The sequence below is a fragment of the Bacillus sp. VA15 genome, from assembly GCF_055721145.1.
Map to the genome: position 1 here is coordinate 767,370 of NZ_JBVQPQ010000002.1, position 15,213 is coordinate 782,582.

Consider the following 15,213-nt stretch of genomic DNA (forward strand, 5'->3'; position numbering starts at 1 on the left):
CTGAAATGAGTCAGCCAGGCCCTCTGCTTATTTATTATCCAACATTTTAGAAATCGTACCAAAATCAAGCTTTTCTTTTCCGCTTGTAATGGACTGAACAATCTTATCTTCTAATTCTTTCGGCACGCGTCTGTTTGCCAGCTGCGCTACGCGCTTAATGACACTGCGGACTGTGTTTTCGTCTTTAAAATTGGCGTTTTGAAGGGATCCGGCAAGATTCATGACATCCTGCATATTGACACCTGTTTTCTTTTCGATGTTCTTAAAAAATTGATTATCCATAATACGCCTCCTTTTGGCGGAGTGATACGGTATTGTATGAATACCCATTGTTCAATGTGCTTTTTCCAAAAATAAAAAATGAACACAAGGCAAGGAAGTACGGGACATCACCCGTACTTCCCTCAATAAACCTTAGAAGTTATAAAAAGATGCACCCACGATGATAAGGAGAATGAACAATACGACTAAAAGAACAAATGTTGAACCATAGCCGCCGCCGTAACCGCCAGCATAACCGCCGCCATAGCCGCAGCCGCCGTAGCCTCCTCCGAATCCGTATCCAAAGCCCATAGATAAGCACCTCCTTTACTCTCTATACACTATGTGTGCAGCCTTAATCGGCTTGGATATTCGCATAGGGCGTTTGCGGATTTATGATTGTTCGTACTGAGCCTTGTGTTTTTTGAGCAAGGCTTCAGTTTTTTCAGCCAGTTCTTCAATCTCCTCTTCAAACGCCAAACCGGCTCCATCAAATGCATCCAAGTCTTTTCTGATACTGCTCATAGTGTCTTCATGCTCTTTTTGCTTTTGTTCGTGAGCTTCATATCTCCCGTCAATCCATTTTTCAAACTCATTCACTGGCATCCCCCCACTCATGATATATGCTGAGTGAGACCGCTCCGTTAAAAACAAAAAACCGGAAATCTCCGGTTTCTTTGCCAGGTTATTGAGGTTTTTTCTTTTTCTTTCCGCACCCGCAGCCTTTCTTTTTGATCTTTTTTGATTGAGACGATGAATCCGTATATGGAGTTTTTTGGGAAGGTTTATTGATTTGATTCATTATGGTCCCTTCCTTTCCTTATGTCATATATGCTACTTTATGCGGATGCTAGTGAAAAGTTGCTGGTGGGAACGCCTCATTCCTGCAGCCATTTTGATACAAGTGTTTCAATAATACCGGCAAGACCGGCGATCGCCAGCAGCAAAATCAGCCACTGGGCAATTTGCGGGATTAATGCCTGGCATAAAATCAAAAAGCCGGCGCACCACACGCCTGTGCACCAATAGCAGCTCAGCAATTCACCAATAAACGCCCTTACCCCCGTTCCCTTAATCACGATATACGTTTCAATGTTCCCGTCTGCATTCTTTTCCTCCTTCTCTTCATGAAACAGGCTGCGAAGCGGCGCCATAATCGTGTCAAACACCAGCAGCCGAGCGAGCCGAAAGACCGCAAGCGAAAGAAGAACAATTGTCAGCCCATTAATAACCACTTGTTCACTCCTTTTCCCAATCATGATCCCTTTCACATATATGCCAAAACCCTATTCTTCATGAATTGTATCTTGTCCGGCGGAAAATTGGTTATTTTTATTATTCCGCTCTGCACCCCATTTGCATTATATAGAGTATGGATAAGAAAGGAGTGAAGGTTATGTCGTTTGAAGAAGAAGTTGAATCCCTGCACCCTGCAATATTTGAGCAATTATCAAGCGAATTCGAACAGCAGATCGAAGTCATTGATTGCGAAAATATCACAATAGATACATCACATATAACATCTGCCCTTTCTATACAAGCCTTTGTGACAACCATGATTATCCTGGCGACTCAGCTCGTCATCGCCGACGAGGATTTGGCTGACGCAGTGGCAAGTGAAATTCTTATTCTGGATAACTCCCAAATCAAAAAAAGAACCATTATTAAAATTATCAACAGCCGAAACATCACAATTACTTTGTCTGCCGACGAGATAATAACCTTTGTACAAATCTTGCTTCAGGTGTTAAACAGCATTCTCAATGAACTTGACGTCCTTTAACCCTTTCTTTTTCACAAACTTAAAAGTCGAGGTGAAAACAAATGTCAGACAACGATAAAATCAAAGAAGAGCTTGCTAAGCTTCCGGAAGTTGATCCGATGACGAAAATGCTGGTCCAAAATATATTTCTTAAACATGGTGTTACGAAAGACAAAATGAAAGAAGTATCAGACGAAGAAAAAGAAATGCTCTTGAATCTGGTAAAGGATTTGCAGGCTAAATCAGAAGCATTAATTGAAAACCAAAAGAAGAAGAAGAAAGAAGAATCGGTGCAAGAGCAAAAGAACGCAAAACCGCTAAGCCGCAGAGAACAGCTAATTGAACAGCTCAGACAAAGACGGCAAAATAATAACAATTCAAATTAATCATAAAAAATAGGGCGCTTCATCAAGATATATGACTCAGTCAAAGTAAGAGGCTCGCTCATTTAATAACAGTAAAAGAAAAGGAGGAATAGATATGGAAAGCAGACCATATTCTTGGGTTGCACTTGATCCTGACTGTGACCATCCGTTAGATGACAAAGAGAAAGAGAAAGAAAAACACGAAAGAAAATGTCATTGCGATGTTTGCTGTAATGGCAATGGGTTTTTTGGCAACGACAACGCCTTCATCGACCAAGATCTAGCTCAGGCAAATCTCAACAAACAAGTCTCCGATGAGACGATTATTATCAGAGATTCTTGTGACATTAACGTTACATCTACAGACGTTCAAGCAGTAACATCAGTTGTAACAGCGCTTAATGCCGCTGTAGTTACAGCTACTCTGACATCCATTGCAGACGGAGTAATTGCCGAATTAGTCGCACAAGATTTATTGCAGCTTACAGCTAACAAACAAGTAAACCGCCAAAAAGTTCTCATCGAATGCTCCCGCGGCGTAAACGTCTCAACAGTAGATGCCGATATCGCAACACTTATCTCTACAGCAACAAATACCCTCGTAGCTATCCTAGTTATTACTCTTGTCCTCTAGGACTTAAAAGCAGAGCTAAAAACGCTCTGCTTTTTCTTATTTTCCAAGCATATGATGAATATATAGACGTTCACCCACACCAAGTGGGGCACGGGTACATATGTTGTTAAGGACTAAAGTCAAATACCCTATAAAGAAGGAGCTGAAATCAATGAGCTGCGGAAAAACCCATGGCCGGCATGAGAACTGTGTATGCGATGCAGTGGAAAAGATTTTAGCAGAGCAGGAGGCAGTTGAAGAACAGTGTCCGACTGGCTGCTATACCAACCTTTTAAACCCTACGATTGCTGGAAAAGACACAATTCCGTTTCTCGTTTTTGATAAAAAAGGCGGATTGTTCTCCACATTCGGAAACGTGGGGGGATTTGTGGATGATATGCAATGCTTTGAATCCATTTTCTTCCGCGTCGAAAAATTATGCGATTGCTGTGCAACACTGTCTATTTTACGCCCGGTCGATGTCAAAGGCGATACCTTAAGTGTTTGCCACCCTTGCGACCCGGATTTCTTCGGGCTTGAAAAAACAGATTTCTGCATTGAAGTGGATCTTGGATGCTTCTGTGCCATTCAGTGCCTGTCGCCAGAGTTAGTTGACAGAACATCCCCTAACAGAGATAAAAAGCATCATCACAATGGATAAACACTTGTAAAGAGGAATCCCCTTCCAAACTCTATTACAGGTGCAAATTATTCAGCTGCTTCCAGCGTGAGGCAGCTGACTCTCCATCATTTCGCCAGTCTCAAATTTATAAGGCAGGAGGGATAATATGAGCCAGAAAACATCATGCTGCGTGCGTGAAGCTGTAGAAAATATTGAAGAACTGCAACACGCTGTTGAAGAGGACTGCCCGACAAGCTGCCATTCAAAGCTTTTGTCACCAACCCATTCGCTAGGCGATACGGTGCCTTTTGCAATATTTACATCAAAATCAAAGCCCTTAGTGGCCTTCGGAAATGTCGGCGAACTCGATAACGGCCCTTGCTTTAATACAGTATTTTTCAGAGTGGAAAAAGTTCATGACAGCTGCGCAACACTGTCATTATTAATCGCATTTGACGAACACAAACACATTTTGGACTTCACCGATACAGATACGGTTTGTGAAGTGTTCCGACTTGAAAAAACGAACTACTGCATTGAAGTGGACTTAGACTGCTTTTGCGCAATCAACTGCTTAAATCCACGATTAATCAATCGCACGCATCATCACCATTAATCATAAGCTGGAAAAGCTTGCAGGCCTGCAGGCTTTTCTCTATGTAAAAAAGCTGTCCGGGAAGATCTGCCGGGCAGCTTTTTTCATTTTATTAAAAACCGAGCGGATGTAAAGAGGTGATTTCATCAATCGACAGTTCAGTCGGCGCACCGTTTCCAGTCGTCCGGAGCAGGACGGAATCATTTCTTCTTCCGACAATCACGCCCCTGTACGTTCTTCCATTGGCTTCAATCAAACAAAGCGCTCTCGGCATGTTATGAGGCAGCTTTGTTAAAAAATCAATTTTTTCATGAATCGTCATCTTGCTCATCGGCTTTTTCACTTTTCGTGCCGGCGGTGCTTTTTCCTCCGCTTTATCAGCACTGTGGACAGCTTCCGGTTCTTTTTCAGGCTTCCGGGCCTCAAGCGCAGGCTCTTCCTTTTTTTCTGCTTTCGGAGGCTCGTGTTCGACGGTTTCTTCAATGGCCTGCGGCTCTGCTTCCTGCTCCTGCTGGTTCTTTGTGTTCTCTGGCTCTCTCACCTCTTGTGTTTGCTGACTCACTGGCTCAGCTGCAGGCTTTTGGTCTGCTTGCTGGACCTCCTTTGCCACGGCTTCCTCCTGCTGTTTCTCATGGTAGGCCGGCTTTTCCTCTGCTTTTGGCGGAGCGGGTTTAGCCTTTTTTTTGATGACAATCTCCTGCATGGATGATCTTGCTGTTTCTGCATAATCCGGCTGAACAATATACATGAGCGGTTTTTTATCCGCGTTTCTTTTCTTATTAGACATCTTCATCCCTCCGATTGTGTCATATTCTATCTATATGACAGAAAGCTGAAAATCAGAAGAAATAAAAAAGCAATCCCTGTTCGGGATTGCTTGACATAGATCCTGCTTAGCGGGCAGTGATATGGAAACCTGAATCAACGTGAAGATTTTCACCTGTAATGCCTCGGGACATATCGCTGAATAAGAACGCAGCTGTATCGCCCACTTCTTCAGGTGTTGTCGTGCGGCGAAGCGGCGCACGCTCTTCAATGTCTTTTAAGATGGAGTTGAAATCGCTGATGCCTTTAGCAGATAATGTTCTGATCGGGCCGGCAGAAATGCTGTTAACGCGGATATTTTCTTTTCCTAAGTCAGCAGCTAAGTATTTCACACTTGCATCAAGAGAAGCTTTCGCTACACCCATGACGTTGTAGTTCGGCATCACAAGCTCTCCGCCAAGGTAAGTCAAAGTGACAATGCTTCCGCCTTCAGTCATCATCGGACGTGCAGCTTTCACAACAGCTGTCAGAGAATATGAACTGATGTTATGGGCCAAAAGGAAACCGTCACGAGTTGTGTTTAAGTATTCGCCGACGAGCTCTTCTTTATTGGCAAACGCGATACAATGCGCGATACCGTGGATCACACCGACCTGCTCCTTAATGCTTGCGAAGCAAGTTTCGATTTCCGCGTCGTTTGTTACGTCGCAAGGAAGGATAATGGAATCATTGCGTTCTAGCGTACCGGCAAGCTCGTGAACAGATTTCTCAAGGCGTTCTCCTGCGTATGTGAAAATCAAACGTGCACCCGCTTCGTGTAAAGAGCGCGCAATTCCCCACGCGATACTGCGTTTGTTGGCTACCCCCATCACAACAATGTTGCGGCCTTCAAGTGAAAAATTCATATGTATAAAGCCTCCTATATTTTATAAAGACATAGTATTAGTACCTGATCTTAATTCCTATCATATCATAACCTTGTCCAGATGAAAAGCGCATACGATAGACAAACGTGAAAGAGATCACCATCCGCTGGTGATCTCATTGGCTTGTTTTTAAGCTGTTTCGTTTAAAGGCGAAATGGTTTGTCGGCCCGTGGCCCGATCCGATGCCGAGCGTATTTTCCACCGCTTCGCGGACAAAGTTGGCCGCAACCTCGAATGCCTGATGGATGCTGTCTCCTTTAGCTGTTTGAGCCGTTAAAGCCGCAGCAAAGGTACAGCCCGTGCCATGCGTATGCTCCGTATCGATATAAGGATGGCTGATTTGCATAAACATGTTTCCATCAAAAAGAAGGTCAGTAATGTGATTGTCCTCAGGCTGGTGCCCGCCTTTGATAATCACATGCTGCGCCCCCATCTTTACGAGCTGCTCCGCTGCTTTTTTTCGGTCATCCAGCGAGCGGATTGTCATTCCTGTCAGCGTTTCTGCTTCCGGAACATTCGGCGTAATCGCGTAGCTCCTCGGAATGAGCAGCTCTTTTAAGGTAGCAACTGATTCATCGTGCAGCAAGGATGCACCGCCCTTTGCGATCATAACCGGATCAACAATCACACGGTTAAACCCGTACTCGTCAATTTTTCTCGCCACTTCTTCAATCATTTCGGCATTCCAGAGCATTCCCGTTTTTACGGCGTCCGGTTTCAAATCCTCGGCAACAGCGTCAATTTGCTGTCTCAGTGCCTCTACAGTCAGCGGATACACCCCATGGACGCCAAGCGTATTTTGGGCGGTTACCGCCGTAATCGCAGACATTCCGAAAACTTCAAGCTCCTGAAAGGTTTTAATATCGGCCTGTATCCCTGCGCCGCCGCCTGAATCAGAGCCGGCGATTGTCAATGCTTTATATATACTCATACATTACACTCCTTTTATTACCCAATCCATTTATGATAAATAGATTTTGCCCGGGCAATATCATTTGTTCCATGGATCAATGCTCTGCCGTCCCGGAACAGCACCATTTTCATATCATCCGAGCGGCAGGAAATTAAATACGGGTTCGCGGCTACTTCAAGCCCTGCTTGCTTCAGCTGACCGGCAAGCACTTCAAGATCCGCTTCTTTTGTAAAGGATGATCTGATTTGCACCGTGTTCCTGCCGCACAATACAGCCGCTTTTGTTTGGTTTTCATATGACAAAAACGGAAAATCCTTTGTGCCGCAGCTTGGGCATGCGTCATGTTTGAGACCCGCCGCTCTCACCTCTGACCGTTCGTTTTTCCACAAGTCAAAGGAGCGCAGCACTGGCTCGCACCCCTCTCCCGTCAGCAGCTTCAGCGCGTCTGTCACCTGAAAGACCGCTACCTGCAAAACAGCCGGACTGATGATGCCGGCTGTGTCACATGTCGCTCCTCCAATCGGAAGTGTATCGAGCAAGCAATGCAGGCAGGGGGTTGATCCCGGCACTACGGTAAAGGTGAGGCCGTAGCTCCCTACACAGGCGCCGTAGAGAAAAGGAATCCCTTCTTTGACCGCAGCATCATTTACGATCAGGCGGGTTTCAAAATTATCAGTCGCATCCACAATGATCGAAGCGCCCTTAATCAGCTCGAAGATATTTTCCGCTGTCACATCCATGACAAGGCCAGTCACATCGACATCGCTGTTAATCGAACGGAGACGATGCTCAGCAGCGGCCGCTTTCGGCATTTCTTTTTTGACATCATCTTCTGTATACAGCTGCTGGCGCTGGAGGTTGCTCCATTCAACGTAATCTCTGTCGGCAATTTTCACAGAGCCGACTCCTGCTCTGACCAGCATTTCAGCACTCGCTGTTCCAAGCGCGCCGGCGCCGATGATCACGGCGCGCGCTTCTTTCAATTTCTTCTGGCCGGCTGGGCCGATCGGAGCAAACAGCTCCTGTCTGGAGTACCTGTCCGTCATACAGGAAGACCTTCTCCCGGACTGCTTGCCGTTCCGTATTGCTTAAGCGGAATACGCCCCGCTTCATAAGAAAGGCGCCCTGCTTCCACCGCAAGCTTCATGGCACGCGCCATTTTCACAGGATCATTCGCGCCTGATACAGCCGTATTGAGAAGTACGCCGTCCGCTCCAAGCTCCATTGCGTATGCCGCGTCTTTAGGCGATCCAATGCCGGCGTCCACGATGACCGGCACTTTCGCCTGTTCAATAATAAATGACAGATTCAAAGGATTTAAGATTCCTTGCCCCGATCCGATCGGAGATGCCCCCGGCATGATGGCATGCACGCCAAGCTCTTCCAGTTTTCTTGCCAGTACAACGTCATCCGACGTGTACGGGAGCACAATAAAGCCTTCTTCAAGAAGCTGTTCGGACGCTTTTAATGTCTCAACAGGATCAGGCAGCAAAGAACGGCTGCATCCGATGACTTCGACTTTAATCATGTCACAAAGCCCTGACGCTTTTGCCAATCTTGCAATCCGGACCGCTTCTTTAGCGGTGCTGGCGCCCGCTGTATTCGGCAGAAGCGTATATTTGGATAAATCAAGCTGTTCCAGAAAATTAGGCTGAGACGCTTCAAAGATGTTCATTCTCCGCACAGCAAATGTTAAAATATCAGACTCGGAAACGGCCACCGCTTCCTTTTGAATTTCAAACGATGGGTATTTCCCCGTGCCCAGCAACAATCTTGATTGAAATGATTTCCCGCCAATTGTTAACATGCTCATCCGCCTCCTACAAAATGGACAATTTCAATAACATCGCGATCACAAAGTTCAACCTCGTGATAATGTTCTTTGCCGATAATTTCTTTATTTCTTTCAACGATAACAATTTTATTTTCAAGCTGATAAGACGCCAGCAGGTCTTGAATTGTACCTGTGTCTTTTTCCCACTTCACGTCTTTACCGTTCAGCTGTAGCATCATATCTGAACCGCCTCCTTGCGATCAATTCGGAATGCGTGCAGCCAGTCTTGATTGACCTCTTTATTCATCATGAGATCACCGATCAAAGCGCCCGTTGCCGGAGCGAGCAGAATCCCATTTCTGAAATGGCCCGCTGCAAATAAAATACGGCTGTCCTCAGGGTGTCTGCCGATGTACGGTTTCCCATCCTTTGTTCCCGGCCGCAGTCCTGCCCAAAAACGATCCACCTTCATATTCTGAATGGCCGGCAGCATTGTTTTTGCTTTTTTCATTACTGATTCCAATCCGCCAAGATCCGGTGTTTCACTCCAGTCACCCGGCTTCATTGTCGCGCCGACAACCAGTCTGCCGCTTTTTCTCGGTACGATATAGCAATGGTCATGGTAAAGTGTTTTTGTCAGCGGTATATCATCATTCCAAACAGACAGGCACTCCCCTTTTACAGGGAAAAATGAATTGTTCAGCCCAAGCTGTTTAAAAAACATTCCGCTCCACACCCCGCTGGCAACCGCGACATGATCCGCCCATACGTTACCATTCGGCGTCTCGATGGACAGCGCCTCACCGTCACGGTCGACATGCAGGACAGGAGTATGCTCAAAAATCTCCGCCCCAAGCGCTTTCGCTGCTTTCGCATATGCCTTACAAACAAAATAAGGCTCAACATGCACATCATCTTGAATAAAGGCTGCCCCGAAAATGTCACCAGACGTATACGGCTCTTTTTCTAAAACTTCTTCTTTTGTATGCCAGCTGACAGAATCCAAGTCATCCATCTTCCTCAGCCGCTGCACGTCTTCTTCAGAAAACGCAAGCTTAAACATACCGCCGTTATGCTGTCTGATATCAATACCGGATAATGTGTAAAGCTCTTCTCCAAGACCTTTGTACAGACGCTGGCTGTGCATGGCAAAGTCAAAAAACGCGTCACGTTCCTCGCACTCGGCATGGGCGCCCAGCATTCCGGCAGCAGCACTTGTTGTTCTGCCGCCCATTGTTCCACTTTCAAACAATGCGATGTTTTTGTTTTCCTTTGCTAAATGATAAGCAATCGCGGAACCGATAATTCCGCCTCCAATGACAACTGCATCATAATGCCTTTTCATAGCGCATCTCCTTTAGCTTGCGGGAATATCGTCTGGCAGCTTCCAAAGGGTCAGCGGAAGAAAAAATTCCCGACATGACTGCAATACCGTCTGCTCCTGCTCGTTTTACGTCTCTTAATCTGTCCGGCGTCATTCCGCCGATCGCAATAACCGGGACGGATATCCGCTGTTTGATATCTGACAGCAATGACACACCTCTGCCTTCAAGACCCTTTTTACAATCCGTTTCAAACACATGGCCGAACAACACGTAGTCAGCGTCTTCCTTTTCTGCTTGAACCGCTTCCTCAAGCGAATGCACCGACCGACCGATATGAAGGTGAGGAAATCTGGCTCTGACCTGCTTCGGCGAAAAGCTGCTGCTCGGCAGCTGCACGCGATGAATCGTAGAAAAAAGCGCAATATCCACTCGCCCATTCATGACCAGTTTTCGCTTATCAACACCGCCTTCGGAAATAAGCCCGAGCAGTTTCAAAATGTCGGCCGCCGATTTTGACCGTTCCCGAATGTGTATAAAATCAACTTCATTCCGAATAGCTATGATGGCTCTCGCTAACTCTTCAACCGGCTTGCAGTCATCAGTTATGGCGTGAAGCTCCAAATTCCTCCACCTCTTTTATGCCGCGGTCGGACCAGCCTTCTTTTCGATAGGCCATTCCCCAAAATTGATATTCATAGAAGCTGGAAATAACAAAATTCTCTTTCATCTTGGCGCGCACTTCATCCGTGCTGTTTTCCGCCAGCTCATCAAACCGATTGATTTGCTCTTCGACCTGCTGTCTGAACCAGTCACCGCCGTATGTGCCGATCCACTTCTGATAAATCGGATGCCCCGGATCACAATGCAGCAATTTCTCACCTACCTCGTAATAAAGCCAGTAGCATGGCAGCAGGGCAGCTAAGATCTCAGCAAAATTCCCGCTCAAAACCGAACGGTACATATGGGATGTATAAGAGTATGCCGTAGGAGACGGCTTAAACGCCTTACGCTCTTCCTCACTGATTTCCAACAGCTCCGCAAACTCGCGATGAAGCGCCATTTCCGCCTCATATGTACCTTGGGCGTGGCTTGCCATCCGTCCCGTTGTATAAAGGTCCTTCGCATAAGCGGCGCCAAACGATTGCACCTTCGCAAAATGCGTTAAATAATAAGAATCCTGAAGCACGTAGTATTTAAAACGGTCAATCGGAAGCGTTCCATCACCGATTCCCTGAACGAACGGATGGACAAAACTCCCCTCCCACCATTCTGCGGCTGCACTGCGGCATTCTTCTGAAAACTTCACACGTCATTCCCCCTGTCTGATAAATAAAAAAACCACTTTCCCGCAAGGAAAAGTGGTTTGGAATTGGCATAGTAAAATAACACAAATACCGCTCCACTTCCCTACGCAGGTCTGAACCTGTTCAAGTTATGAGGGTCTAAAAGTCACACTTTTATCTCAGCCCTTATGAAGGACACCCCTAGTGGTTATACGAATACATATTGAATTGTTCTGCACCTCTATATTAACACGAATCCCTATTTGGTCAAGGTTTATCCTTCTAATGTTTTCTTAAGCTCCGTTACGTACCCGCGAGATCCGGTAACAATTAAGCGGTCTCCCAGTTTCAGCCTTGTGTCCCCATGTGGAACGATGCTATCCACACCTCTGAAAATCCTGACAAAGATGACGTCGCCTGTTAAAGGGAATTCCCGCAAAATCACACCGTCGTAAGTGCTGTTTTCCATATTAATTTGATACAGCGAAGACTCCTGGTTCGTGAGAAGCCTCATGACTCCAGGCGCTTCTATCAGAGCGCGAAGCAGTGTTTTTGTTGACAACAAAATAGAAAAGATGCTGATTCCCTGCTCCTTCAGAGCTGCTTCATTCTCCGGTGATCCTACGCTGGCAATGATTCTTTCTGTGCCTTTTTCTTTTGCAAGTAATGCAATGTCCGCATTCATGTCTTCATTCCCTGTCGCAACAACGAGGATATCCGTATCAAAAATGCCGAGTGACTCAAGCGTCTCGTGTTCATAGTCAGAAATCGTTTCGACAGTAAATACTGATTCTGACAGCTTTTCCTCCGCATTCTCTTGGTATACGTGTACAACACGCACATCATACTCTTCCTCCGGCAGCTCAAGAGTAACAGGCAATGTCATTTGGTTTGCACCGATAAACGTAATCGTCTTTTTCTCCTCCGGCTGCTCCTCCCGTTTGTACAATTTTTTAAAGAAGACCGGCGAAAAAATACTGGCAATGACGGCTACTAACGTCAGCGCTCCTGACATATTTGCGCTGATCACGTGAAGCTGCTGGCCGATTGTCGCAGCGGCAATCACGAGCGAAAGCGTTGATGTCAGCAGGAAACCAGATGCCAAAACGGTTCGGTTATCATACCACTTCTTCAAGTACAGGACAGGAATGATTTTGCTGACTAACAGCGCCAAAAGCAGAAGTGGAATCATGATTAATATTTTCGGATCTTGGAAAAGGGTCCATATATCCAGCTTCACACCGACCATCACAAAGAAAATCGGAATTAAGAACCCGTAGCCGAATGAATCCAGCTGCTGAACAAGTTCTTTGTTTGGTGAAAGAAGGGAAACGAGAACCCCTGCTAAGAAAGCGCCGAGAATATTTTCTGCCCCAAGTGATTCAGACAGGGCAACGAGTACGATAATTAACGTAAAAATCGCGCGCGTTCCGATCTGGATCGTCCCTTTTGACATGGATTGAACAAAAGAGCGATGTTTGAAGACCCGGCCGAAAAAGTAAAGCACCACTCCGGCTGCAAACAGGATCATCAGAAGCCACATGTTTCCGCTGTCCTCTCCGTATAAAGAGGAAAAAACAGCAAGAAGAATCATCGTAGCCAAATCAGCAATAACAGCAACGAGCAAAATAATCTGCCCGATATTTGAATTCATGATTCGTTCTTCTTTTAACGTTGGAACGACAACGCCTAATGAAATCGTTGAAATAATAAGCGTCATTAAGAATGCATTTTCGATAAATCCTGCCAAGACGAACCCATAAGACAGCAGCAATGATAAAATAAAAATACCGCCAAAGATAATAGATGCCGCAGCAAACGTATTAGGCGCTTCTTTGCCGTTCGGCATAAGCTGCTTTTTCTTTCCTTTCTCAAACGATGAAAAATCAATTTCAAGCCCGCTTAAAAACATTAAAAAGATAAATCCGAGCATAGAAAGCGTCTGGAGCCATGTGTCACCCTCCACAACTAAATTAAGGCCGCTTTTTCCTATGATCAATCCCATAATGATTTCAGCAACAACAACCGGGATGCTGAGTTTAAACCGATGCAAAAGGATGGGTGTCAAAAATGCAACGATAAGTACAACAACTAAAGATGCGACAGATGTATGCGCCATAATCAGAACCTCCTTTTTAGATCAGGGTTATGCCAGTTCTTAATCAAAGAACAAAACCTCAATTTTTAAAAAAACATAACGCGATTTTAACAAGGGTGATGATAAAAAATAAAGTAATATGGTCTAAATCCTGTTTAGAAAATGATTCTTCTATAATTTGCACATAAAAGCTTGTGATGACTCACAACACTTTGCATCATAATAAATAAAATCATTGGTAAGGAGGATGCCGAATGGCTTACGACATAATCAGCGATATTCATGGCTGCTATGACGAAATGACTGCATTAATCCAAAAGCTTGGCTATACGATCAAAAATGGAGTACCTGTCCACGAGGAAGGCAGGATGCTTGTTTTTGCCGGAGATTTAACCGACAGAGGACCCAAATCGATAGAGGTCATCCGCTTTGTAGCGGGCGCTTACGAAAAAGGCGCTGTACGTTATGTCCCGGGAAATCATTGCAATAAGCTGTTCCGCTACTTAAAAGGAAATCCGGTGAAAGTGATGCATGGTCTCGAAACAACAGCGGCAGAGCTTGAAGAACTTTCTAAAGAAGAAAGAACAGCAGTAAGCGAACAGTTTATGAATCTGTACGAAACAGCGCCGCTTTACGACATCTTACATAACGGAGAATTAGTTGTCGCCCATGCTGGCATAAAGGCTGACGATATCGGCAAATATACCCGCAGAGTGAAAGACTTTGTGCTTTACGGTGATGTGACGGGTGAAACGTATCCGGACGGCAGACCCGTCAGACGTGATTGGGCGGCAGCCTATAACGGCAAGGCTTGGGTCGTATACGGCCATACACCTGTGAAAGAGCCTCGGAAGGTCAATCGCACCATCAACATTGATACAGGCTGCGTGTTCGGAAATAAACTGACAGGCTTTCGCTTTCCAGAAATAGAAACCGTCTCTGTTCCAAGTTCCCTGCCTTATGACGAATCAAGATTTCGCCCCATATAAAAAAGGAGAGAATCATTGATTCTCTCCTTTTATCAGTTCTTTCATATCTTGAGGCAGTGAAGCATGAAACGTCATGTTCTCCTGTGTCAGCGGATGGATAAATGAAAGCTGCTCGCTGTGCAGGGCCTGGCGGCCAATTTCCCGCCTCGTTCCGCCGTACAGTGTATCGCCGCACAGCGGGTGCCCGAGATAGCTCATATGAACACGAATTTGGTGGGTCCGTCCAGTCTCAAGCTGCAATGTCACCGAGGTCAAGTCGTCATTTGCGCATGTGACATAAAAATGAGTAACAGCCTTCTGGCCGTCCGGTGTCACCGTCCGTTCAATAATACTGTCAGGATGTCTGCCAATCGGAGCATCGACTGTTCCCTCCGCCTGTGTCAACCGCCCGTGGACCACTGCCGCATACCGGCGTTTCACAAGCCCGTTTTTTTGCGCTGACGATAAAATGGAGTGGGCAAAGCGATGCTTGGCAACAAGCATGACACCAGATGTATCCCGGTCAAGCCGGGTTACAAGGTGAACCGTCGCCCGCACTCCGTTTTTTTGATAATGATGGATAATTCCATTGGCAATGCTGCCGGATGGGTGCTCTCTCGAAGGGATAGATGACACATACGGCTGCTTGTTTATCACAAGTACATGTTCATCCTCATACAGGATATCGAGCGGAACAGGCTCTGCCAATAGCGTCTCGCTTACCTGTTCCTCAGGAAACTTGACGACAAGAAGATCTCCCTCTCTCAAAACGTATTTGACCGTCACATGCTCACCGTTGATAAGCAGGTCTCCACCGCCAAACTTGATATCGGTCAGCAGACGTTTCGAAATTCCCAGTTCAGCGGCATATTCTTTTAGAGTTATCCCGTTTTCAGCGGAAGTAATGTTCTTTCTGATAAAAAAATAATCCACGATACGTCCT

The 15,213-nt window shown here is 45.8% G+C and carries 21 protein-coding genes and 1 riboswitch; of the genes, 6 read left to right on the forward strand and 15 right to left on the reverse strand.

Annotated elements, in window-relative coordinates; all coding sequences use genetic code 11:
* Positions 1-27: 27 nt before the first annotated feature.
* The 4 genes from spoVIF to yjcA form a co-directional block, all read right to left on the reverse strand.
* Positions 28-282 carry a sporulation-specific transcription regulator SpoVIF gene (gene spoVIF / locus AC0DBE_RS08915; RefSeq protein ID WP_014113403.1) on the reverse strand — a complete coding sequence of 85 codons (255 nt, stop codon included), beginning with the start codon at positions 280-282 and terminating at the stop codon, positions 28-30.
* A 132-nt stretch (positions 283-414) separates the two neighbouring features.
* Positions 415-573: a YjcZ family sporulation protein gene (locus tag AC0DBE_RS08920; protein ID WP_014113402.1), complete on the reverse strand. Its 159-nt coding sequence runs from the start codon at positions 571-573 to the stop codon at positions 415-417.
* 81 nt (positions 574-654) lie between these two features.
* Positions 655-861, reverse strand: a complete 207-nt coding sequence (locus tag AC0DBE_RS08925) for a hypothetical protein (protein WP_072566105.1) — start codon at positions 859-861, stop codon at positions 655-657.
* A 278-nt stretch (positions 862-1,139) separates the two neighbouring features.
* Positions 1,140-1,496, reverse strand: a complete 357-nt coding sequence (gene yjcA, locus AC0DBE_RS08930) for a sporulation protein YjcA (protein ID WP_090557727.1) — start codon at positions 1,494-1,496, stop codon at positions 1,140-1,142.
* Positions 1,497-1,657: 161 nt separating this feature from the next.
* Between yjcA and cotV the strand changes: the two genes are divergently transcribed.
* From cotV to cotZ, 5 genes are all read left to right on the forward strand, one after another.
* The gene (gene cotV / locus AC0DBE_RS08935) at positions 1,658-2,044 is read left to right on the forward strand and encodes a spore coat protein CotV (RefSeq protein ID WP_014113398.1); all 387 of its coding nucleotides are present in this window, start codon (positions 1,658-1,660) and stop codon (positions 2,042-2,044) included.
* Positions 2,045-2,085: 41 nt separating this feature from the next.
* Positions 2,086-2,409, forward strand: a complete 324-nt coding sequence (gene cotW / locus AC0DBE_RS08940) for a spore coat protein CotW (RefSeq protein WP_090557728.1) — start codon at positions 2,086-2,088, stop codon at positions 2,407-2,409.
* 94 nt (positions 2,410-2,503) lie between these two features.
* Positions 2,504-3,022, forward strand: coding sequence for a spore coat protein CotX (cotX, locus tag AC0DBE_RS08945; protein ID WP_014113396.1), 519 nt, complete (start codon positions 2,504-2,506; stop codon positions 3,020-3,022).
* A 151-nt stretch (positions 3,023-3,173) separates the two neighbouring features.
* Positions 3,174-3,662 (forward strand): spore coat protein CotY, encoded by a 489-nt coding sequence (gene cotY, locus AC0DBE_RS08950; RefSeq protein WP_014113395.1) that lies wholly within the window; start codon positions 3,174-3,176, stop codon positions 3,660-3,662.
* A gap of 127 nt (positions 3,663-3,789) precedes the next feature.
* A complete protein-coding gene (gene cotZ / locus AC0DBE_RS08955; protein ID WP_014113394.1) occupies positions 3,790-4,239 on the forward strand; it encodes a spore coat protein CotZ in 450 nt (149 codons plus the stop codon).
* A 91-nt stretch (positions 4,240-4,330) separates the two neighbouring features.
* On the opposite strand, the gene cotO is transcribed toward cotZ, so the two are convergent.
* The 10 genes from cotO to AC0DBE_RS09005 all read right to left on the reverse strand — a co-directional run bounded on the left by cotO (position 4,331) and on the right by AC0DBE_RS09005 (position 13,323).
* A complete protein-coding gene (gene cotO, locus AC0DBE_RS08960) occupies positions 4,331-5,011 on the reverse strand; it encodes a spore coat protein CotO (protein ID WP_072566104.1) in 681 nt (226 codons plus the stop codon).
* 100 nt (positions 5,012-5,111) lie between these two features.
* Positions 5,112-5,888, reverse strand: coding sequence for an enoyl-ACP reductase FabI (gene fabI / locus AC0DBE_RS08965; protein WP_014113392.1), 777 nt, complete (start codon positions 5,886-5,888; stop codon positions 5,112-5,114).
* Positions 5,889-6,024: 136 nt separating this feature from the next.
* Positions 6,025-6,840, reverse strand: coding sequence for a bifunctional hydroxymethylpyrimidine kinase/phosphomethylpyrimidine kinase (gene thiD / locus AC0DBE_RS08970; RefSeq protein ID WP_014113391.1), 816 nt, complete (start codon positions 6,838-6,840; stop codon positions 6,025-6,027).
* 17 nt (positions 6,841-6,857) lie between these two features.
* The gene (thiF, locus tag AC0DBE_RS08975; RefSeq protein WP_372402644.1) at positions 6,858-7,868 is read right to left on the reverse strand and encodes a thiazole biosynthesis adenylyltransferase ThiF; all 1,011 of its coding nucleotides are present in this window, start codon (positions 7,866-7,868) and stop codon (positions 6,858-6,860) included.
* Positions 7,865-8,635: a thiazole synthase gene (gene thiG, locus AC0DBE_RS08980; RefSeq protein ID WP_472961852.1), complete on the reverse strand. Its 771-nt coding sequence runs from the start codon at positions 8,633-8,635 to the stop codon at positions 7,865-7,867. The genes thiF and thiG overlap by 4 nt, the downstream gene beginning before the upstream one ends.
* Complete coding sequence (thiS, locus tag AC0DBE_RS08985; protein ID WP_072182824.1) at positions 8,632-8,832, reverse strand: sulfur carrier protein ThiS; 201 nt, start codon at positions 8,830-8,832, stop codon at positions 8,632-8,634. The genes thiG and thiS overlap by 4 nt, the downstream gene beginning before the upstream one ends.
* Entirely contained in the window at positions 8,832-9,941 is a 1,110-nt protein-coding gene (thiO, locus tag AC0DBE_RS08990) for a glycine oxidase ThiO (protein WP_472961854.1), read from the reverse strand. Before thiO ends, thiS begins: the two co-directional genes overlap by 1 nt.
* The gene (gene tenI / locus AC0DBE_RS08995) at positions 9,925-10,542 is read right to left on the reverse strand and encodes a thiazole tautomerase TenI (RefSeq protein WP_072182825.1); all 618 of its coding nucleotides are present in this window, start codon (positions 10,540-10,542) and stop codon (positions 9,925-9,927) included. The genes thiO and tenI overlap by 17 nt, the downstream gene beginning before the upstream one ends.
* Positions 10,520-11,227 carry a thiaminase II gene (tenA, locus tag AC0DBE_RS09000; protein ID WP_019713986.1) on the reverse strand — a complete coding sequence of 236 codons (708 nt, stop codon included), beginning with the start codon at positions 11,225-11,227 and terminating at the stop codon, positions 10,520-10,522. Before tenA ends, tenI begins: the two co-directional genes overlap by 23 nt.
* A gap of 81 nt (positions 11,228-11,308) precedes the next feature.
* A riboswitch (TPP riboswitch) is annotated at positions 11,309-11,417 on the reverse strand.
* Between the two features lie 61 nt (positions 11,418-11,478).
* Positions 11,479-13,323, reverse strand: a complete 1,845-nt coding sequence (locus tag AC0DBE_RS09005) for a monovalent cation:proton antiporter family protein (RefSeq protein WP_014113385.1) — start codon at positions 13,321-13,323, stop codon at positions 11,479-11,481.
* Positions 13,324-13,556: 233 nt separating this feature from the next.
* On the opposite strand from AC0DBE_RS09005, the gene prpE reads away from it, so the two are divergent.
* On the forward strand, positions 13,557-14,291 hold the full coding sequence (prpE, locus tag AC0DBE_RS09010; protein WP_472961857.1) for a bis(5'-nucleosyl)-tetraphosphatase PrpE: 735 nt from the start codon (positions 13,557-13,559) through the stop codon (positions 14,289-14,291).
* A gap of 12 nt (positions 14,292-14,303) precedes the next feature.
* Here prpE and AC0DBE_RS09015 read toward each other — a convergent pair whose 3' ends face one another.
* A complete protein-coding gene (locus tag AC0DBE_RS09015) occupies positions 14,304-15,203 on the reverse strand; it encodes an RluA family pseudouridine synthase (RefSeq protein ID WP_193427793.1) in 900 nt (299 codons plus the stop codon).
* Positions 15,204-15,213 lie beyond the last annotated feature (10 nt).